The sequence below is a fragment of the Cohnella thermotolerans DSM 17683 genome (genome assembly GCF_000429825.1).
GTDB lineage: Bacteria > Bacillota > Bacilli > Paenibacillales > Paenibacillaceae > Cohnella > Cohnella thermotolerans.
The window spans coordinates 48,608-68,748 of record NZ_AUCP01000034.1; the positions used below are offsets into that span (position 1 = coordinate 48,608).

Annotated in this window: 11 protein-coding genes; all 11 read right to left on the reverse strand. The window is 60.3% G+C overall.

Annotated features, from left to right (window positions below):
- Positions 1-71: 71 nt before the first annotated feature.
- The 11 genes from G485_RS0105965 to G485_RS0106020 all read right to left on the reverse strand — a co-directional run bounded on the left by G485_RS0105965 (position 72) and on the right by G485_RS0106020 (position 19,809).
- Complete coding sequence (locus G485_RS0105965) at positions 72-1,256, reverse strand: acetylornithine transaminase (protein WP_027091806.1); 1,185 nt, start codon at positions 1,254-1,256, stop codon at positions 72-74.
- Between the two features lie 194 nt (positions 1,257-1,450).
- Complete coding sequence (gene argB, locus G485_RS0105970) at positions 1,451-2,236, reverse strand: acetylglutamate kinase (RefSeq protein WP_027091807.1); 786 nt, start codon at positions 2,234-2,236, stop codon at positions 1,451-1,453.
- Positions 2,237-2,249: 13 nt separating this feature from the next.
- Complete coding sequence (gene argJ / locus G485_RS0105975; RefSeq protein WP_027091808.1) at positions 2,250-3,476, reverse strand: bifunctional glutamate N-acetyltransferase/amino-acid acetyltransferase ArgJ; 1,227 nt, start codon at positions 3,474-3,476, stop codon at positions 2,250-2,252.
- 33 nt (positions 3,477-3,509) lie between these two features.
- Positions 3,510-4,568, reverse strand: a complete 1,059-nt coding sequence (argC, locus tag G485_RS0105980; RefSeq protein WP_027091809.1) for an N-acetyl-gamma-glutamyl-phosphate reductase — start codon at positions 4,566-4,568, stop codon at positions 3,510-3,512.
- A gap of 204 nt (positions 4,569-4,772) precedes the next feature.
- Positions 4,773-11,900 carry an alpha-amylase family glycosyl hydrolase gene (locus G485_RS0105985; RefSeq protein ID WP_084423135.1) on the reverse strand — a complete coding sequence of 2,376 codons (7,128 nt, stop codon included), beginning with the start codon at positions 11,898-11,900 and terminating at the stop codon, positions 4,773-4,775.
- Between the two features lie 372 nt (positions 11,901-12,272).
- Positions 12,273-13,395 (reverse strand): peptide chain release factor 2 gene (gene prfB, locus G485_RS0105990; protein WP_156922166.1). Its coding sequence is split into 2 segments (ribosomal slippage): positions 12,273-13,316 and positions 13,318-13,395, totalling 1,122 coding nucleotides; the frame shifts between segments, so codons are not numbered across the junction.
- A gap of 90 nt (positions 13,396-13,485) precedes the next feature.
- Positions 13,486-15,999 carry a preprotein translocase subunit SecA gene (gene secA, locus G485_RS0106000; RefSeq protein ID WP_027091812.1) on the reverse strand — a complete coding sequence of 838 codons (2,514 nt, stop codon included), beginning with the start codon at positions 15,997-15,999 and terminating at the stop codon, positions 13,486-13,488.
- Positions 16,000-16,220: 221 nt separating this feature from the next.
- Positions 16,221-16,781, reverse strand: coding sequence for a ribosome hibernation-promoting factor, HPF/YfiA family (gene hpf, locus G485_RS0106005; RefSeq protein WP_027091813.1), 561 nt, complete (start codon positions 16,779-16,781; stop codon positions 16,221-16,223).
- Positions 16,782-17,032: 251 nt separating this feature from the next.
- Complete coding sequence (locus G485_RS0106010; RefSeq protein WP_027091814.1) at positions 17,033-17,230, reverse strand: cold shock domain-containing protein; 198 nt, start codon at positions 17,228-17,230, stop codon at positions 17,033-17,035.
- Positions 17,231-17,384: 154 nt separating this feature from the next.
- Positions 17,385-18,902, reverse strand: a complete 1,518-nt coding sequence (gene rfbH, locus G485_RS0106015) for a lipopolysaccharide biosynthesis protein RfbH (protein WP_240489074.1) — start codon at positions 18,900-18,902, stop codon at positions 17,385-17,387.
- The gene (locus tag G485_RS0106020; RefSeq protein WP_027091816.1) at positions 18,895-19,809 is read right to left on the reverse strand and encodes an NAD-dependent epimerase/dehydratase family protein; all 915 of its coding nucleotides are present in this window, start codon (positions 19,807-19,809) and stop codon (positions 18,895-18,897) included. Before G485_RS0106020 ends, rfbH begins: the two co-directional genes overlap by 8 nt.
- Positions 19,810-20,141: the final 332 nt, after the last annotated feature.

A 20,141-nucleotide genomic window follows, 5' to 3' on the forward strand; every position in this document is an offset into this window, starting at 1 on the left:
CGGCAGCCGGCTGGGCTGCCGTCAGATTTTATCGGGTCGATTGCCGACGGACAGGCAACCGCCCGTTCCGTTCATTGCTTCGCCGACAAAGCGGCCGCCTGTTCGGACAATACGGCGGCGATGATGGCGACCGCTTCTTCGATCTCCTCCGCAGTGACGAGCAGGTTCGGCAGCAAGCGCAGCACGTTCGGCCCCGCCGTAATGACGAGCAGTCCGCGATGCTGCAGCGCCGCGACGATGTCCGCGACCGGACCGGCGCATTCGATGCCGACGAGCAAGCCTTTGCCGCGCACCTCGACGACGTTCGGCAGCCCGTTCAGCGCTTCCTTCAGCTTGCCGATCAGCAGCTCACCGGAAGCCGCGGCCCGCTCGGGCGCCTGTTCGAGAAGCATCGTCTCGATCGTCGCCGCGACGGCGGCGGTGGCGATCGGCGTTCCGCTGAACGTCGAACCGTGGGAGCCGGCGGTAAAGGCCGGAATGAGCGGAGCCTTGGCCAGCATGGCGCCAACCGGGAAGCCGCTGCCGATTCCTTTAGCCAGGGTGAAGATGTCCGGCTCGATGCCGTAATGCTCGTAGGCGAACATTTTCCCCGTGCGTCCCATCCCGGTTTGAATCTCGTCCACAATGAGCAGCAGCCCCTGGCGGTCGCACAGCTCGCGCACCGCGCGCAAGAACGCGGGATCGACCTCGTGGACGCCGCCTTCCGCTTGAATAAGCTCGAGCATAATAGCGGCCGTCTTGTCGTTCACCGCCGCCTCCAGCGCCGCTAGATCGTTCAGCGGCACGTGCACGAAGCCCTCCGGCAGCGGCAGGAATCCTTCCTTCACCTTATCTTGACCCGTCGCCGTCAGCGTAGCCAGCGTCCGCCCGTGAAACGACCGGGTAAATGTGATAATCTCGTAGCGGCCGTTGCCGAGCACCTTCTGATGGTAGCGGCGGGCGAGCTTGATCGCCGCTTCGTTCGCCTCCGCGCCGCTGTTGCAGAAGAAGACGGCGTCGGCGCAGCTGTTGTCGGTCAGCAGCTTGGCCGCTTTCTCCTGATTCGGATTGTAGAACAGATTGGATACGTGCCACAGTTGGTCGAGCTGGCTGACGAGCGCGTTTTTCACCCGCTCCGGAACGTGCCCCAGACTCGTCACCGCGATGCCGGTCATGAAGTCGAGGTATTCCTTGCCCTGATCGTCCCAAAGCCGGCTTCCCTTCCCCTTGACCAAAGTGATCGGATAACGCGCAAAGGTAGGAAACAAACTGCTCATGCCGAACTCTCCCTTCGTATTGGGCGACGACTCAACCTTAACAGCACGGATCGTTCTTCCGCTCGCTGTTGCCCGCAGATTCCTGGGATCGATAACCCCTAGCAGGGTGGGAATCTGCGGACAAAGGCGATCACTTCGTTGCTCCAGAACGATCCGCTCTTTGCCGGTTGATTCATCGCCTGATTTTTTTAACACTACCCCCGCAAAATGCGGGTCCCAATGCCGCCCTCGCGCACGGCTCTGCTCAGCACGCGCGGCTCCGCGCCGTTGACGATGACCACTTCCCGCACGTCCCCGTGCAGGCAGCTCATCGCCGCGCGCACCTTCGGAATCATGCCGCCGTAAATCTCGCCGCTCGCGATCATCTCTTCGATCTCGGCGAACGTGACTTGCGGCAGCACCTTCTTCTCGCCGTCCACTGTCCGCATAATGCCGGGGACGTCGGTGACGACGATCATGGCGCTCACGCCAAGGCGGGACGCGACCGCCCCGGCCGCCGTGTCCGCGTTGATGTTGTAGCGCTGCCCTTCGGCGTCGATGCCGATCGGCGCAATGACGGGCAGGTAGCCTAGCCCGATAATGCCTTCGATCAGCGCCGCGTTCACGCCGGTAATGTCGCCGACGAAGCCGATCTCGTCGGCGTTCGCGACCGGCCGCGCCTCGATCAACCGGCCGTCCGTGCCGGACAGGCCGAGCGCCTTCGCCCCGTTCTGCTGCAGCCTTCGAACGATCTCCTTGTTGATCCGTCCCGCGAGCACCATCTCGACGACCTCGAGCGTCGCCTCGTCGGTGGCGCGAAGACCGTTCACGAACCGGCTCTCGATGCCGAGCTTGCCGAGCGTCTCGTTGATCGCCGGGCCGCCCCCGTGAACGATGACCGGCTGGATGCCGCCGTTCTGAAGCTCCGTCAAATCCTGAAAAAAGGCGTCCGGCAGCGCAGCCAGCGTGCTGCCTCCGCATTTCATCACGAACCGTTCCATCGCGGCGCTCCTCCTACGTCCGGTAAGCGGCGTTGATCCGCACGTAATCGTAAGTCAGATCGCAGCCCCACGCGACCGCCCGGCCTTCCCCCGTATGCAAGTCGACGCGGATCGCGACGGTATCGCCCTTTAAGTACGCCAGCGCCGCGTCCTCATCGAATGGAACGGGCCGCGACTGCTCGAGCACCCGAATGTCGCCGAGCCGGATGTCGACAGTGTTCACGTCGACCGGAACGCCTGCGCGTCCGACGGCGGCGATAATCCGTCCCCAGTTGGCGTCCGCTCCGAACGCCGCCGACTTGACGAGGCTCGAGCCGATAATCGTCTTCGCGATCGCCCGGGCGTCTTCGTCGCTGCGGGCGCCCGTGACGGTCGTCTCGATCAGCTTCGTCGCCCCTTCGCCGTCGCGGGCGATCGCCTTCGCGAGCTGCTCGCATACGTAGCGCAAGCCGTCCGCGAACGCCGCGAAATCCGGATGCTCCCGGCTCAGCTCCCGATTGCCCGCCAGACCGCTCGCCATCGCAACAAGCATGTCGTTCGTGCTCGTGTCGCCGTCGACGGTAATCATATTGAACGTGACGTCGGTCGTCTCGCGGAGCAGCTCCTGCAGCAGCGAAGCCGGAACGGCGGCGTCCGTCGTGACGAAGCCGAGCATCGTCGCCATGTTCGGGTGAATCATGCCCGAGCCTTTGGCCGCGCCGGCGATCGTGACGGTCTCGCCGTCGACCGTCAGCTTGACGCAGGCCGTCTTCTTCACGAGGTCGGTCGTCAGAATCGCCTGGCAGAAATCGTCCGAGCCTTGCGCATCCGCGCGCAGCCGTTCCGGAAGCTTGGCGATGCCGGAGGAGACGCGGTCCATTTTGAGCAATTCGCCGATGACTCCCGTGGACGCCACCGCCACCTGATGCTTCGGTACGCCCAGCGCTTCCGCGATCTCCGAACGCATCGTGCGCGCGTCTTCTTCGCCTTGCTTGCCCGTGCAGGCGTTGGCGTTGCCGCTGTTGACGAGCACGACCCGCAGTTTGCCTTCCTCGGCGAGGCTCTCGCGCGTCACCTGAAGCGGCGCCGCCTGGAACAAATTCGTCGTGTACACCGCCGCAGCCGCGGCCGGCACCTCGCAGACGATCGCGCCGAGATCGTGGCGATCCGTTTTTTTCAGGCCGCAGTGGAGCCCTCCGGCCTTGAATCCTTTAGGCGCCGTGATGCCGCCGTCCGGAACGATGTCGTATGTTTTCCCCATGAGAAGTCCGTTCCTCCGTTATGAGCGTAATCGTTAAGGATAAACCGGAGTAAACCGCAAGCCGAGCGCCTCGTCCCAGCCCATCATCAGGTTCAGGTTCTGGATCGCCTGGCCGGCCGCTCCCTTGACCAGATTGTCGATGACGGAGATGATCGTGATTCTGCCGGTCCGCGCGTCGACGTTCAGGCCGATATCGCAATAGTTCGAGCCGTACACTTCCTTCGTCGCCGGATAGGTGCCGGTCGGACGCACCCGGACGAAACGCCGGCCTTCGTAAAATTGACGGTATAATTGCGTGAAATCCTCGCTCGTCCGGCTGCGGTCCGTCAACGCCGCGTACATCGTGCTCATGATGCCGCGCGTCATCGGGACGAGGTGCGTCGTGAAGGTGGTCGTCACGGGCCGGCCGGCCGCGCGCGACAGCACCATCTCGATCTCCGGCGTATGCTGGTGTTGGCCGACTTTGTAAGCTTTGAAATTTTCGTTCACTTCGGAAAAATGCGCCGACAGGTTGAGCCCGCGGCCCGATCCCGACACGCCCGTCTTCGAGTCGATCACGATGCTGTCCGGATCGATCCAGCCCGCTTGCACCGCCGGATAGAGGCCGAGCGTCGTCGCCGTCGGGAAGCAGCCCGGGTTCGAGACGAACTTCGCGCCGCTTACCTCTTCCCCGAACAGCTCGCTCATGCCGTAGACGGCAAGGTCGAGATACGCCTGGTCGGGCGCGTCCTTCTTGTACCATTCCTTGTACGTCGCCGGATCCTTCAACCGGAAATCGCCGGACAAGTCGATCACCTTCAGCCCCGCTTCGAGAAAGTCGGGCGCCAGCTTTGCGCTGACTCCGTGCGGCGTGGCGAGGAACACGACGTCGGCTTTGCCGCGGATGAGCTCCGGATCGACGGCGTCCAGCGTGTCCGTGACGATCTCCGTCAAATGCGGAAACCCTTCCGAGAAAAGCGTCCCCGCCGCGGACGAGGAGACGACCGACGTAACGGTCACGTTCGGATGGGCCGCCAGCAGGCGGATCAGCTCGACCCCGCCGTAGCCGGTAGAGCCGACGATGGCCGCGCGTACGTTCGTTGATTGCGTCATATGCGTTCTCTCCCTATGAAAGGTCCAACAGCCTGGAAAAAACCACCCTTATTGTACCGAATCCAGCCGTGGAAGTAAAAAACAAAAGATGAATCGACCGGACGTTTCGAACTTTGTATTATTATACATCCGACGTATTATTTATACAATGGTTTCCGCATGGAAAAATCCCCGCGGGAAGGAGATTCCCACGGGGATGGCCGGTCAGTCGATCCGTTGAAAGAGTCTGTATACAAGAGCCGCCGCCTGAGCCCGGGTGGACGGGGCTTGCGGTTCGAAAGCGCCGTTCCCGGTGCCGCTCATGATGCCGGCTTGCCGCAAAGCCTCGACGGCCTCCTTGGCATAGGCCGAGATCGCGGCTTCGTCCTTGAAGCCGTCCGGGTTCGAGCCGTTCTCCAGGCCGGCTTGCAGCAAGCTCGCCGTCTTGAACGCAAGAACGGCCATATCCTGCCGGGAGATCGGATCGCCGGCGCCGAACGTCCCGTCCGCCTTGCCGCTGACGATGCCCAGCTTCTGGGCGGAAGCGACGGCGCCGTAGTACCAGGCGCCGCTTCGAACGTCGCCGAGCGTCGTCGCCGCCTGGTCGTCCAGCAGCCCGAACGCGTTCACCAGCATGGCGACGAATTCCGCTCGCGTCACGCGGCCGGACGGATCGAATCTTCCGTCTCCGACACCGCCGACCGCCCCTCTTGCCGCCAGTGCGGCAATCGGCTCGGCGAACCAGCCGGTTGCCGGCACGTCGGCGAAGCTTACGCCCGCATAAACCGCCGCGTACCGTCCGAGACGGTTCGGCTTCAACGTCAGCTTCCCGGTTGCGGCGTCATACTTGGCGTTGCCGACCGTTCCGAGCTTGCCGTCTTCGCTCACATACACGGCTACCGCTTGGTAGGGCCGCTCGCCCGGCTTCAGCGTGTAGGCGAGCTCGACGACCGCCTTGCCGCCGCCCACGTCGGCTACCGGCTGCCCATCCGCGCTGAGCGCGATCTCGTATACCGGGCTGCCGCCAAGCCGGTTCCGAACGTCGGCCGGCAGCGAATTGGCGTCGACTTCGGCTACGGTCAGCTTCAGCGTGTTCGGCGGCGTACCCGCTCCCGCGAGCCAGCCGGTCGGCACTGTCACAGAAGCAAGGCCGGCGTCGATCCGGATCGTCCCGATGCGGGTGCCGCCGTCCAGCAGCGGCTGCACCGGCAGCTCGACGTTCACCGTCCTCGTCCCTTCGTCCGGCTTCACTTCAAACGTGAAAGTGCTCCCCGCCGCCTGCTGCAGCGCGTTCGTCACCTCGTCGGCCGTGAAGGCGACCGACGCCGTTCCTTGCGCATCCGGCTTCGCGGACGCTTGCAGCTTGCCCGGCCGCTCCGGCGTCGGCTTCGTCCCCGGCTCCGGCGTCGGCTTCGTCCCCGGCTCCGGCGTCGACGCGCCCGGTTGATCCGCAACCGGGCCCGACGGCTTCGAAGGCTTGCTTGCCGCCTCAACGCCCGCCGAGACGTTGCCCGAAGCGTCGACGGTTTGAACGAGCAGCGTATACTTCTTGCCGTTCGTCAGCCCGCGGATAACCGCTCGCTGGACGCCTTTGTCGACGACCACCGGATCGACTGTCCCGTCGCCCTTGACCGACACCTTGACCTTCGCCAGGTCGCTGTCGGCGGGATCCTTCCAGGTGACGGTCAGCTTGCCGTTGCCCGGAATCGCTCTCGCTCCCGTCACTTCGCCGGGCGCGGTCGTATCGCCTCCGCCTTCGCCCGTGCGGTTGATCGTCAGCTTCAGCGTCTTGGTCGCCTGGCTTGCGCGCCCGTCGTCCGTGTACCAGGGAAGGTCGATCGTCTCCTGCGTCGGCTCGATGTGCAGCTCGAAGCGGTTCTCCCCGAGGGAGAGCGGGATATTTTCCACGTATACGTTGCCCTGTGCGTCCATGCCACCGTCCGCCAGCGGCTCGCCGTTGATCGTAAATCGCACGCCGTACGGCACTTTGGCCTTGAGCGTGAACTTGTCGTCCGTCGTCTCGTAAGCGATGTCGTCGCCATAGGAGATGCGGGGCATCGTCACGATCATCGGCATGTCGCTCCAGCGGAGGACATAATCGTCGATGGTCATTTGGTTGCCGCCCTCGTTGCGAATCGTCAGGCGCATGTTCGTGTCGGTCGAGCTGTAAGCCCAGTTGCCGTAGTCCTCGGTATCGTTCTCGACGCGGTTATGGCTCGTGAACGCTTCCGTCGACCAGCTGCCGCGGGTATATTTGTACTCGATCGATTTGCCCGCCATCATCTTGAACTTGTATTCGACGACGCTCCGGTCGGTGGCGCCGCTAGGCACGTTAAGCTTGCCGCCGTTCGCGGTCCAGCCATTCAACGTTCCCGCAATGTAAATGTCGTCGGTGGCCGGCGTGTAATCCGGAAGATGGAGCCGCAAGGTGACGTCGACCATGACGAGCTGCGGCGTAACGCTCCGCTCCCCGGAGAACGCCCGGTTGTACGAGGCGTCGAAGGCCGCCACCTTGTACGTGTACTTCGTCCCGTTGCTCACCGTGTAATCGGTATAGGACTCCGCGTTCCGCAGCGTCGCGATCTTCGCGTACGTTCCGTCTCCCGATTTGCGGTAAACCTCGTAGCCCGCGGCAGCGTCGCCGGAAGCCGTCCAGCTCAGGCTCGCCTGCCCGGATTCCGTCACAATCGGCTGGAGCTCCGGAGCAGCGGGAGGCGTCGTATCGCCCGGGTCGGACACGGCGGTGAAGGACGCTTCCTCCGAGGATACGAACGTCTCCTCGTTGTCCGTCGACGCTTGGGCATAATAGCGGTATACGCCGGGCTCGGTCGGCTCGAATTTGGCTTTGTACGTTTTGGCCGGACCGTTGTCGCCCTTGTACGCCATGGCGATCTCGGCCGCGTTTGCGGCGTCCCCGTCTTTGTAGACGATCAGCCGTACGGCGAGATGGGGCGCTTCTTCGCCGGCGTAAGCCGCGTCGTCCGTCAAGCCGGCCGCTTCGACGTCGACCGTGATGTCGCCCGTCGTATTGCCGACGCCCAGCGTCACGTCGGGCGCCTGGCTCGGCTTCGCCACCGACGTAATCGGGAACGACGGCGTCGCGGACGCCATGTCGCCGAGCAGGCTCTCGCCCGATCCCTGAGTAGCCGTCACCGCGTAATAGTACTTGATGCCGTTCTCGACAGCGGCATCGGTATAGCTCGTTCCGGTCACGCCGCCCAGCAGCTCGACGGCCCCGCCCTCGATCGGCGCGCGGTAGACGCGATAGCCGTCGGCTCCTTCTACGGCGTCCCAGGTCAGCGTCACGCTGCCGTTCCCCGCCTCCGCCTTCAGGTTGGCGGGCGTCCGGACTGCGGTCAGATTGCCTTCCGACACCATCATGTAGCCGCTCAGCGCCGGAACGGTCAGCTTGATCTTGCCGCCTTCGACCGCAGCGCTGACGCTGCCGCCCAGCCGGTCCGTCAGCTTCGTGCCGTCCGGCAAATAGCCGGCCACGTCCGCTTCGATCTCGCTTGCCGTATTGCCGCTGTTGACGACGACGAGCGCGCCCTTCGTCTCGTTCTTGCGCGCGTACGCGATCGTGTTGTCCTGCGCGTAAGCGAGCTTCAGATCGCCGGTGCGGAACACTTCGTTGGCGTTGCGCACTTCCGCCGCTTTCTTGTACGTGTTGTACAGCTCGGCGTAGCGGCCCGCCGCCTCGTATGCGCCGTTCGATCCGCCGATGCGCTCCCACGGGAACGTGCGCCGGGAGTCGGGATCCTTCGTGCCGGTGACGCCCACTTCGTCGCCGTAATAGATCGTCGGCGCGCCGGGATAGCCCATCTGGAAGAGCGCGATCAGCGCTTGCTGCTTGAGCGCCTTGTCGGACGCTTCCGGCGCGATCTTCACGTTCTCTTCTTCCCAGGTCGGATTGTCCAGCTTCGTCAGCGAGCGCACCGTATCGTGGGAATCGACCAGGTTCAGCATCGCTTGCCAGGCTTCCTTCGGATAATCCTCGCGGATGCGCTCGAGCGCGTCGTTCAGGTTGGCCGCGTTGTTCGCGTTCACCGTCTCTTTGCCGCCGTTGATGATGAAGTCCTGGATCGCTCCGCGAAACCGGTAGTTCATGACGGAGTCGAACTGGTCGCCCAGCAGGTACTTCGTCGCTACGCCCCATTCTTCGCCGAGAATGATCGGCTCGTCGATCGGCTTGCCGTTCGCGTCCGCCCGGCCTTCCGCCGACTTGACGGCTTCGCGGAACTTCCGCCACGTGCCGCTCGAGACGTCTGGGGCGACGTCCAGCCGCCAGCCGCTGGAGCCCATCCACAGCCACCTCTGGGACGCCGTGTCCTGCATCGCCTTGGCGGCCTCTTCGTCGGATTTGCCCGTCAGATCGTAGCCGATGACATTGTTGCGGTAGTCCGTGTTGTTCCATTCGTGCTGGCCGTCCAGCGCGTCGGCGTCGCCTTCCTGCGGCTCCTTCGCGTCCATGGCCGGCAGGGAATCGTAGCCCCACCAAGCGTCATAAGCGTAATGGGTGTTCGAGGTGTCCTTGTCGAGAACCGTCTGCTCGCCGATCGTAAACCAGGTCGTGAAGCCGAAGTCGTCCGGATACTTGTAATGCTTGCCGGTCGCCGGATTGATCTTGCTCGTGAATTCGGCGATGACCTTCTGCTCCGCCTGCTCCTTCGTCATGCCGGGCGTATTGGCTTTCGTCCGCCACACCTTGGCCCAATATTCGTACGCTCCGATCTCCGGATATTTCTCGTAACGGTCGAAGTAGATCGAGTCGTCGCCCACATGGTTGAAAACGCCGTCGTTAATAATCCGGATGCCCTTCTGGGCCGCCGCCTTGGCGAACTTCTCGAAGACGGCGTCTGACTTTTTGCGCGTCTCCTCGTAATTCAGCCCGGACGCCGGGTCGCCCGGCTTGTTGTAGACCGGTTCGCCGAACATCGGATCGAGGTGCTTGTAATCAGTCGCGTCGTACTTGTGGTTGGACGCTGCCCAGGCGACCGGATTCAAGTAAACCGCCGTGACGCCGAGCTGCTTTAGGTAGTCGAGCTTCTGCTCGATCCCTTGAATGTCCCCGCCGTAAAATTCGTTGGTCCAGACGCCGTCCGTCTTGGCATCGGGATAATAAGGCGCGTTCTCCGGCGAGCTGCGGTCCGGCCGCTCCGGCACGTCGCCCCACTTGCCCCACACCTGGTCCGGAGCCGGATCGTTCGGGACGCCGCCGTCGAAATATTGCACAGGCGTCTTCTCGATCTGTCCCGCGTTCTCGCCCGTCTCGGTGCGGACGCCCCGGGAGCCGTCCGCCAGCTTCGCCCGGTTGTTGCTCTTGTCGCCGTCGAAGAACCGGTCCGGGAAAATCTGATAGACGACCGCGTTCTTCATCCAGTCCGGGGTATGGTAGTCGGCGGCATAGACGGTCAGGTTGAACGGAATCGCCCCGTCCGCGACGGCCGTGCCCGTCCCCCCGCTGTTGCCGTCGTCGCCGTACTCCATTTTCTCGGAACCGTCGATCAGAATGAATTTATAGCCCCAAATCCCGATCGTGGTGAAAACGTCCTTGGAAATGACCGCCTCATAGTAATCCTGATCGCCGACCGTCGTCGTCTTGCGCATCGGATACGTAGAGGCTATCCCTTCGCCGTCCGTCAGCTCGACGCGGGCGACCTGCACGTCGTCGTGCTTCACCGCGATGCGGAGCGTCAAGTCCTCCGCGCCTTGCTTGATCGCGCCGAACGGCTTTTTGAACGTAATCGAGCGGCTGTCGAACGCAACTCGGCTCGCATCCACTTTGCCGTCGTATTTGCCGGTGCCGATCTTGTAATCGGCCGTCAGCCTTTTGGGGCTGGCGGAATTGTCGAAGGAGAACGTGACGTCGGCCGTGTCCGACAGCTTGAACTTCAAATTGTCGTTGCCGTCGCCGAAGTTCTCCGCATCCCAGGAGGAGCCCATGACCGCCTTCGCTTCATGCGTCCCTTCCGTCAACGTGCGCTGCAGCTTGTAAACCGTATCGTTAAAATAATAATCGACGAAAAATTGCTTGGCTTCCCCTGGCGACCAGGCGCCTTCGCCGAACTGCTCCTGCAACGAACCGACGAGCCGCGGCCAATTCTCCTCCGTCCGCTTCGGCGCGAAACGCTCGATTCCGGTTACGGTCGCGTCATCCGGAACGAGAATTCGCGCTTCCTTCGTCTCCCCGTTAACGTAGAAATTGACCTTCGCTTGCGAGGGCAGCGTGAAGGAGATGTTGTTGCCGCCGTTGGAGATGCCGCTGTCCCAATCCCCGTTGCGGGTTATTTTGAACTCGTAGGTGCCCGCGTCCAGCACCGCGGAATAGGCGTAGTACTCGCCGACAAGATGCTTCATTCGGGTGACGGTGCCGTCGGGCTTCCAATCCGCGGACTCGCCCAACCCCTTCTGAAAGCTGCCGGCCAGCACCCAATTCGTCTTGCCGCCCGGCTGCTCGTCGAACGTGTCCGGCTCCAGCGCCGGCGCCGTTGCGCCGACGACAAGCTTGCTGTTGCCGTTCGAGGCCTTGAGCGGATTCGTCGGGTCGTTGAAATAGACCTGATCGCCGGCGACGTCCGCGATGAACTTGTATTCGTACGAACCGTCCTCCAGGACCCCGGTCGTGAATGACAGCACGCCGTCCTGTTCGCTCAACGCTTGCTCCTGCGTCCAGCCGTCGAAGCTCCCTTTGACCCAGAAAGTGACGGCCGGAAGCGGAAGATGCAGCGTCCCGTTCCCGTCGGCAACCGCTTTCAAATTATCGCCGTGGGTCCACTCCCCGTTGATCAGCAGCTTATAGGCGTATTCTTTGCCCGGCTCCAGCCCTTCAAGCTTTAGAAACGTCTGGGTGGAATCGTTTGCATCTACAGTCTGAGAAGGGCCCGGCTGATGGCCCCAATCGTTGAAATCCCCGTTTGCGGTCACCCGGACCTGGCCAAGCGGCAGGCGGAACGTGATCGTCCCGTCTTCGTTTACGGCCGTAGCCGCTTCCTGCGCCAACGCCGTCTCTTCGGCGGATACCGACGCCTCGGTTCCGGCTGTCGCCTCTGCATCGTCTGCAGGCGTTGCCGCAGGAGCGTCTGCAGGCGTCGTGGCTTCGGAATCGTCCGCCTCGGTCGTGCTCTCTGCCGGAGGCGCCGCTTCGGGCTCCGACGTGGCCGTTGCATCGTCTGCGGGCGCAGCCGCCGGCGGCTGCTCGGTTTGAACCTGAACCGTTGAATCCTCGGCTGCCGCTCTTCCCGCGCCGGCCCAAGCTCCGATTCCCAATTGAACGATCAACACGACGCTGAGCAGAATACTCCATCCCCGCCGCTTGAGCGGGCGCTGCCGATTGCGGCTTGCTTCTGTTCTCATACCCATCCTCCTGATTTGGAATCGCCATCGGATGGAGCCCTTGAGAAGCCTAGCGGGTACCTTCGCGGTCTCTTCAGGCTCCGCATTTGTGCATTCGTTTGCGCAAACGTTTGCACCAAATGAGGACGACAGACGCTTGTAAGCGCTTGCGTATTTGTTTCCCATCGTAGCACCGACTTCGCCCGCCCGTCAATAGGAGAATTGGAGAAACATGGAACGTGCCTTCAACAAAAAAAGGCCCAAGCGGCCCCTCCCTCTTCACTGCCGAAGATAAGAGTGCCGCTTAAGCCGTTTTAGCCGTCTAGCGGGTAACTGATTGCCTATCGCGCGCTCATGCCGGGCGAATGAGCCCGTACGAGCGCCCTGGACGCTCTAATTCGCATCCGTCTGCTTGATCTGGCTCCGCAAATAGCCGTCGATGAACGCATCCAGATCGCCGTCCATGACCGCCTGCACGTTGCCCGTCTCGACGCCGGTGCGGTGATCCTTCACCATGCTGTACGGATGGAACACGTACGAGCGGATCTGGCTCCCCCAGGCGATGTCCATCTGCTCGCCGCGGATGGCGGCCAGCTCCTTCTGCTGCTCCTGGATTTTCAGCTCGTACAGCTTCGACATCAGCATCTTCATGGCGCGGTCGCGGTTCTGAATCTGCGAGCGCTCCGTCTGGCAGGCGACGACGATGCCTGTCGGAATGTGCGTAATCCGAACGGCCGATTCCGTCTTGTTGATGTGCTGGCCGCCCGCGCCGCTCGAACGGTACGTATCGATCTTCAAGTCCTCCGGACGGACATCGATCTGCACGTCGTCCGGAATCTCGGGCACGACGTCGCACGAGACGAACGACGTATGGCGGCGTCCCGAAGCGTCGAACGGCGAAATCCGCACGAGCCGGTGAACGCCCTTCTCCGCCTTCAGATAGCCGTAGGCGTTGTAGCCTCGGACCATAATGGTCACGCTCTTGATGCCCGCCTCGTCGCCCGGCAAATAGTCGAGCACCTCGACCTTGAAGCCGCGCTTCTCCGCCCAGCGGGTATACATCCGATACAGCATTTGCGCCCAGTCCTGCGACTCCGTGCCGCCCGCTCCAGGATGAAGCTCGAGGATGGCGTGGGACTTGTCGTACGGCTGGTTAAGCAGAAGCTGCAGCTCGAAATCGTCGACCTTGCGGACGAATGCCTTCACGCTCTCCGTCCACTCCGCCTCCAGTTCTTCGTCGGCTTCCTCTTCCAGTATTTCGAGCATGCCTTCCAAATCTTCCTGCTCCGAGGAGAGCTGGCTGTACTGCTCCACGACGCCTTTGATTGCGTTCAGCTCGGCGATGACGCTTTGCGCTTTCTCGTTGTCGTCCCAGAAGTCGGGCGCCGCCATCTTCACCTCGTAGTTCTCAATCATTTCCTGCTTCAGATCTAAGTCAAAGAGACCCCCTAAGCTGCTGGAGTCGCTTCGCGGCTTCGCGAAGGTCTTGCTTGATTGCCACATCGATGTTCGACATGCTGATCCACCTCTTCGAAAAATGTAAGTCTATGACAGGCATAACGGTGCCCCGTCCGCGAATCCGGCCGTTGCACCGTCACGTTCTTCCTCAACCTATGCGGCCGTGGCACATTTTGTATTTCTTACCGCTTCCGCAAGGGCACGGGTCGTTGCGTCCGATCCGCTCTTCGGCGCGCTTCGCGGGACGCTTCGGTCCTTGCTCGGCCTTCGTGTCGACGGCCTGACCTTCCGCAACCGCTTCGCGCTTCACGTTGCTCTCGACGTGCGCCTTCATGGCGTACAGCGTCACTTCCTCTTCAATCCGCTCTACCATGGCGAGGAACATGTTGTGACCCTCGAATTGGTACTCGCGAAGCGGATCGTTGCCGCCGTAAGCCCGCAGATGGATACCTTGGCGCAGCTGATCCATCGCGTCGATATGGTCCATCCACTTGCTGTCGACCGCGCGAAGCACGACGACCTTCTCGAACTCGCGCATCGTCTCGGCGCCGATCTGCTCTTCGCGCTCGTTGTAGTAAGCCTCGACGCGCTCCATGAGCCACTCGACCATCTCTTCCTTCTCCTTGCCCCACAAGTCCTCCTTGGTGACGCGGTCTTCCGGAAGGATGTTCGTATGAATGTAGCTGACCAGGCCGTCCAGATCCCAATCCTCCGGCACGGCGTCAGCCGGACAATGATTGTCGACCGCCCGGTTCACGACGGAGCGGACCATGCCGATCACGACATCCCGGATGTTGTCGGAGAACAGAATTTGACGGCGGTCGCCGTAAATTTTCTCCCGCTGCAGATTGATGACGTCGTCGTATTGAAGCACGATGCGGCGGGCGTCGAAGTTGCTGCCTTCGACCCGCTTCTGGGCCGATTCGATCGCCCGGGTGATGAGCTTGCTCTCGATCGGGGAATCCTCGTCGAAGCCCAGGCGCTCCATCATGCCCATAATATTGTCGGCGCCGAAGCGGCGCATCAATTCGTCTTCCATCGACAAGTAAAATTGCGAGGAACCCGGGTCGCCCTGACGTCCCGCCCGGCCGCGGAGTTGGTTGTCGATCCGGCGGCTCTCATGCCGCTCCGTGCCGATAATGTGCAGCCCGCCCAGTTCCGCCACGCCTTCGCCCAGCAGAATGTCGGTACCGCGGCCCGCCATGTTGGTGGCGATCGTCACGGCGCCCTTCTGGCCCGCGTTGGCGATGATGGCGGCCTCTTCGGCGTGGTACTTGGCGTTCAATACCTGGTGTTTGATGCCCTTCTTCTTGAGCATCTCCGATACGCGTTCGGAGTTCTCGATCGAGACCGTGCCGACGAGCACGGGTTGTCCCGTCTTATGGCGTTCCACGATCGCGTCGACGACGGCGCGGTATTTGCCGTTCTCCGACTTGTAGACGACGTCCGGGAAGTCGACGCGGATATTCGGCCGGTTCGTCGGAATCTGTACGACCTCAAGCCCGTAAATGCGCTTGAATTCCTCTTCCTCCGTCTTCGCCGTACCGGTCATGCCCGCCAGCTTCCGGTACATCCGGAAGTAGTTCTGGAACGTGATCGTCGCGAGCGTCATGCTCTCGTTCTGAACCTCGAGATTTTCCTTCGCTTCGATCGCCTGGTGCAGCCCGTCGCTGTAGCGGCGGCCCGCCATCAGCCGTCCCGTGAACTCGTCGACGATGACGACTTCGCCGTCCTGAACGACGTAGTCGACGTCGCGCTTCATAATATAGCGAGCGCGCAGCGCCTGGCTGATATGGTGATTCAGCAGGACGTTTTCGTGCGAGAACAGGTTGTCGATGCCGAACATCGCCTCGGCCTTGCTCACCCCTTGGTCCGTCAGGGCGATGCTGCGCATTTTCACGTCGATCGTGTAGTCTTCCGTCTCCTTCAACGTGCTGACGAAACGGTCGGCCGTAAAATACAGCTGCGTCGACTTCTGCGCCTGACCCGAGATGATCAGCGGCGTCCGGGCTTCGTCGATAAGGATGGAGTCGACTTCGTCGATAATGGCATAATAAAGCGGACGCTGAACCATCTGTTCTTTGTACAGAACCATGTTGTCCCGCAAATAGTCAAAGCCGTATTCGTTGTTCGTGCCGTAGGTGATGTCGCAAGCGTAAGCCGCCTGCTTCTCTTCGTGGCTGAGGCCGTTCAGGTTGCAGCCGACGGTCATGCCCAGGAATTGGTACACTTGCCCCATCATCTGGCTGTCCCGTTGCGCCAAATAATCGTTGACCGTGACGACGTGCACGCCTTTGCCGGCCAATGCGTTCAAATAAACGGGGAGCGTTCCGACGAGCGTCTTCCCTTCCCCGGTTTTCATCTCTGCGATCTTGCCCGAATGGAGCACCATGCCGCCAAGAAGCTGCACGTCGAAATGGCGCATGCCAAGCACGCGCTTGGACGCCTCGCGTACGACGGCGAACGCCTCGGGGAGCAGGTCGTCCAAGTCTTCGCCCTTCTCGAGACGTTCCTTGAATTCGCCCGTCTTGGCGCGAAGCTGTTCGTCCGACAGTCCCGTCAAGGACGGCTCCAGATCGTTGATTTGTTCCACGGTCTTCATCAGCCGCTTCACTTCTCGTTCGTTGGCGTCTCCGAAAATCTTTTTGACTAATCCGAGCATTAGACTACCCCTCTCTTATCTCCGCGGGTATGCAGTATCTTATCATTTTATCAGTTTGGAAGGAGAGGGGCAAGAAAGGAGCGGCGCCGGCAGCCCACTTCGGGCACCGCAAATGTTGGAATTCCGGCAGCCGATGGCGAGCAGACCGTTCCTCCGCTATATTCATTAGAAAAGCTCCGGCGGCTTGCTCCGGAGCTTGGGAGTATAAAGTAGATGAACGTTCACCCGACCGATTCGATCAACCCGTATCTGCCGTCATTGCGGCGGTAGACGACATTCACTTCCTTCGTATCGGAATTGGCGAACAAATAAAAATTGTGGCCGACCATGTTCATCTGGAGGATCGCTTCCTCCACGTCCATCGGCTTCAAATTGAAGCGCTTCGTACGAATGACCTGCCATTCGTCTTCCTCATCCGGCGCGGCCGTCGCGACGCCGCCGTACCCCTGCTCCTCCTTGAAAAGCCCCTTGCTGGCTCCTGTTTGTCTCAGTTTGCGGTTCACTTTCGTTTTGTGCTTGCGGATTTGGCGTTCCAGTTTGTCCACGACGCAATCGATCGAAGCGTACATGTCCTCGCGCTTCTCTTCCGCCCGGAGCATGACGCCCGTGAGCGGGATCGTGACCTCGACGGCATGCTGGCCCTTCGTCACCGAAAGGGTGACATGCACATCGGATTGGGGAGGTGCTTCAAAATACCGTTCCAGACGACTCAGCTTCCTCTCGACGTACTCGCGAAGAGCATCCGTGACTTCCAAGCGCTGACCTCGAATGTTGTATTTCATAGGCATTCCTCCTTTGCTGACTTCATTTTAACATGCCGTCAGAGCCGTTTCAAAACATTCCGTTAACAATTTAGAATTTTTCGATAACTTGGCTCATATTGTACAACTTGCGGAAGGACTATAGTCCCGTCCGGGATCGAACCTTGAATTTGGCCATAAAAAAACCCCCGGATCGCTCCGAGGTTGGGTGGCCGGCAAATCGTTATCAGGTAACCGGTTTGTATGTTTAGGTGGCGCTTAGCGCCCAATGATTACGCTTTAACGACGTTCGCTGCTTGCGGGCCTCTGGCGCCTTGCACAATGTCAAACTCGACGGCTTGCCCTTCTTCGAGGGTTTTGTAACCGTCCATTTGGATAGCGGAGAAGTGAACGAACACATCGCCGCCTTGTTCCGTCTCGATGAACCCGTAACCCTTCTCTGCGTTGAACCATTTTACTTTACCTTGCATGTGCTAAACATTCCCTTCATTTTCAAATGACATAGGCGATTTAGCCTGGCCCACACCCCGAATATACCATCAGGTAAAGTTTGGTGTCAATGGGGTAAATGTAAGCGAATTCAATTGCCGTTCGCATCAAATCTGTTCGTAGCGTCTCCTAATCCTACAATCGATGGGCATGAATGGCTTCCATAATCGTATTGGCCATATAATCGATCATTGCGTCGTCAAGCCCCGGATAGACCCCGACTAGGAAAGTATCATTCATGATCTTGTCCGTATTCCGCAATTCGCTCGAGACGCGATACTCCGCTTGGGCAAATGCCGGTTGCCTGATGATATTGCCGGCGAACAGCATTCGCGTCTGAATCTTGCGACTCTCCAGATGGCGCGTGATTCGGTTCCGGTCCAGCCCGCTACCATCCCTCACCGTCAGAATAAAGCCGAACCAGCTGGGCTGGCTGTTGGGCGTCGCCTCGGGAAGAATCAGGAAGGGTTCCGCCGGCTTCAATTTGCTCTTCAACAAGTTGAAATTGTGTATCCGCTTCTCGGTGAAGAAAGGTAGCTTCTTCAATTGTTGAAGACCGATCGCGGCTTGCATGTCCGTCACTTTCAGATTGTAGCCGATATGCGAATACGTATATTTATGATCGTAGCCCTTGGGCAATTGGCCCAGTTGCCAGTCGAACCGCTTGTTGCAGGTATTGTCGCATCCTGACGGGCACCAGCAATCGCGCCCCCAGTCCCGGAATGATTCGATCGCCATTTTCAGAACGGGATCGTTCGTATATACGGCCCCGCCTTCGCCCATCGTGATGTGATGGGGAGGATAGAAGCTTGAAGTGCCGATGTGGCCGAAGGTTCCCGTCCATTGGCCGTTGTAGCGCGATCCCAACGCGTCGCAGTTGTCTTCCACCACCCACAGGTTGTATTTCCTGGCGATGCTCATGACAGCGTCTAAGTTGAACGGATTGCCCATCGTATGCGCGATCATGATCGCTTTGGTTCTGGGCGAGATTACCCGTTCGATCTCTTCGACCTTTATGTTATACGTCCCCAAGTCAACATCGACGAACACCGGAATGAGGCGGTTTTGGATGATCGGAGCGATGGTCGTCGGAAACCCGGCCGCTACTGTAATGACTTCATCTCCGGGCATTAACCGCCTGTCTTGGAGCTTCGAAGAAGTCAGCGCCGATATGGCCAGCAGATTGGCCGACGAACCCGAATTGGTCAAGAGCGCGTATCGGACGCCAAGCATGCGTGCAAGCTCTTGTTCGAATTGCTTGGAGAAGCGGCCCGACGTCAGCCAGAAGTCGAGCGAAGCGTCGACCAGGGCGACCATTTCGGAATGATCGTATACCTTCCCCGCATAGTGCAGATTCGATTCGGACGGAACGAAGGGCTTCGGACGGTGGAACAGCCCGTAGAATTCTTCAATTTTCTCGAAAATCAGCCTGCGCTTCGCCGCTTCCAGCAACCCGACGTCTTGCAATCGATCGCAAGCGCTGGCACCCATGTCGGTGAGTTGCTCGTACGTCCATTCCTGCTTGCGCTCCAAGTCAATATGCCAAGCATCGCTCGACTTCTCGCATTCGAAAGCGACAACTCCTATCTTCGTTGCGTCTGCGACAACTGCCGTCTTCTCGCGCAAGCGCAAAATATCGCCTATCCTATACAAAAGAGTGCCCCCTTGCCGAATTCATTTCCATTCTCCGTATGCCTGTCTCCAAGTCCACCCGCGGCACCCACCCCGGCAACACTTGTCCCTTCGTCCATGGAACCATGACTTCGCGATCCCTGTAAGCTCGCCCTCCCCATTGAATCGGGAGTTCGACGCCTGTCACTTTGCTGTAAATGGCCGCGATCTCTTGGAGCGATAGATGTTGGCCTGAGGTGACGGCATAATCCTCCAGCAGAGGCTGCATCTTTCCGAGCATGAACTCGATCGCGACAAGGTAAGCCTCGACGACGTCATCGATATATACGAGGTCGAGCAATTGCTCCCCCGGGGACATCGCCAACGGCAGCCCGCTGGCCGCGGCTCTTCTTAACAACGTGAACAATTTAGGCCGCGGATCGTTCGGCCCGTAAGTATCGAACAGCTTCAGATTGATTACGCTCAGCGACCGTGCCTCGACATAATATTTCAGGATGGCCTCGAAGGCTTGCTTTGTTGCGGCGTACAAACAAACGGGATTGTACGCCTCGTCACGGTAATGCTGCCATGACGTTCCGGTGTTGATCAGGTTGCGGATGCCGACCGCGCACATGGCTTCGACAAGCTGCGCGGCGAACAGCACGTTCGATTGAATTAACGGCTCCACTTCGGACGTACAATGTTCGGCCCGGAAGAAGGAAGCCAGATGGATAACGACGCTCGCATCCTCAGCCTGCTTCATGATGTCTATCATTCCATCGGTCGTTCCGTCGTGAACATGGATTGTCAGACCGTCGCTGCCGTTCAGTGCGTCGATGGCGGAAAGCGGGCGGACAATCGCATGTACACTCCACCCTTGCCGGATAAGCTCTTTCGCCAGGTGGCTTCCGATATAGCCGGACGCCCCCGTCATAATGGCTGTTCTCATCGCTAAACCTCCTTGTATGCTAAGAGCAGCTCCTGATTTAAGGGTTGCTCTTATGATTTTGTACCTTGAAAATTGAATAATTTTGTCCCGGTGGAGGAAGCAGCCCAAGCGAAGCGCGGGAGCGACCCGTAGGGACGAAAAAAGGTGTTTACGATACTGGGCTGTCCTTGGGAAAATGCCAATAGGTGCTACCGACGGGAATATTCCTTCTCCTCCTGTAGACTCGATCATTCGGGTTCTACCAAGTTAGAGTGTTTCCTTGGCCTCTTCCGTATTTTCCAACACGCTGACTGTATCCCGCGCGTCGCCATCTCTTCCGCATAGCAGAGGAA

What these genes read in the sequence shown, in the direction of transcription:
- argB (WP_027091807.1), bottom strand. Translation starts at nt 2,236, where the DNA reads ATGGAACGGTTCGTGATGAAATGCGGAGGCAGCACGCTGGCTGCGCTG.
- hpf (WP_027091813.1), bottom strand. Translation starts at nt 16,781, where the DNA reads ATGAAATACAACATTCGAGGTCAGCGCTTGGAAGTCACGGATGCTCTT.
- G485_RS0105965 (WP_027091806.1), bottom strand. Translation starts at nt 1,256, where the DNA reads ATGAGCAGTTTGTTTCCTACCTTTGCGCGTTATCCGATCACTTTGGTC.
- G485_RS0106020 (WP_027091816.1), bottom strand. Translation starts at nt 19,809, where the DNA reads ATGAGAACAGCCATTATGACGGGGGCGTCCGGCTATATCGGAAGCCAC.
- secA (WP_027091812.1), bottom strand. Translation starts at nt 15,999, where the DNA reads ATGCTCGGATTAGTCAAAAAGATTTTCGGAGACGCCAACGAACGAGAA.
- G485_RS0105985 (WP_084423135.1), bottom strand. Translation starts at nt 11,900, where the DNA reads ATGAGAACAGAAGCAAGCCGCAATCGGCAGCGCCCGCTCAAGCGGCGG.
- G485_RS0106010 (WP_027091814.1), bottom strand. Translation starts at nt 17,230, where the DNA reads ATGCAAGGTAAAGTAAAATGGTTCAACGCAGAGAAGGGTTACGGGTTC.
- argC (WP_027091809.1), bottom strand. Translation starts at nt 4,568, where the DNA reads ATGACGCAATCAACGAACGTACGCGCGGCCATCGTCGGCTCTACCGGC.
- argJ (WP_027091808.1), bottom strand. Translation starts at nt 3,476, where the DNA reads ATGGGGAAAACATACGACATCGTTCCGGACGGCGGCATCACGGCGCCT.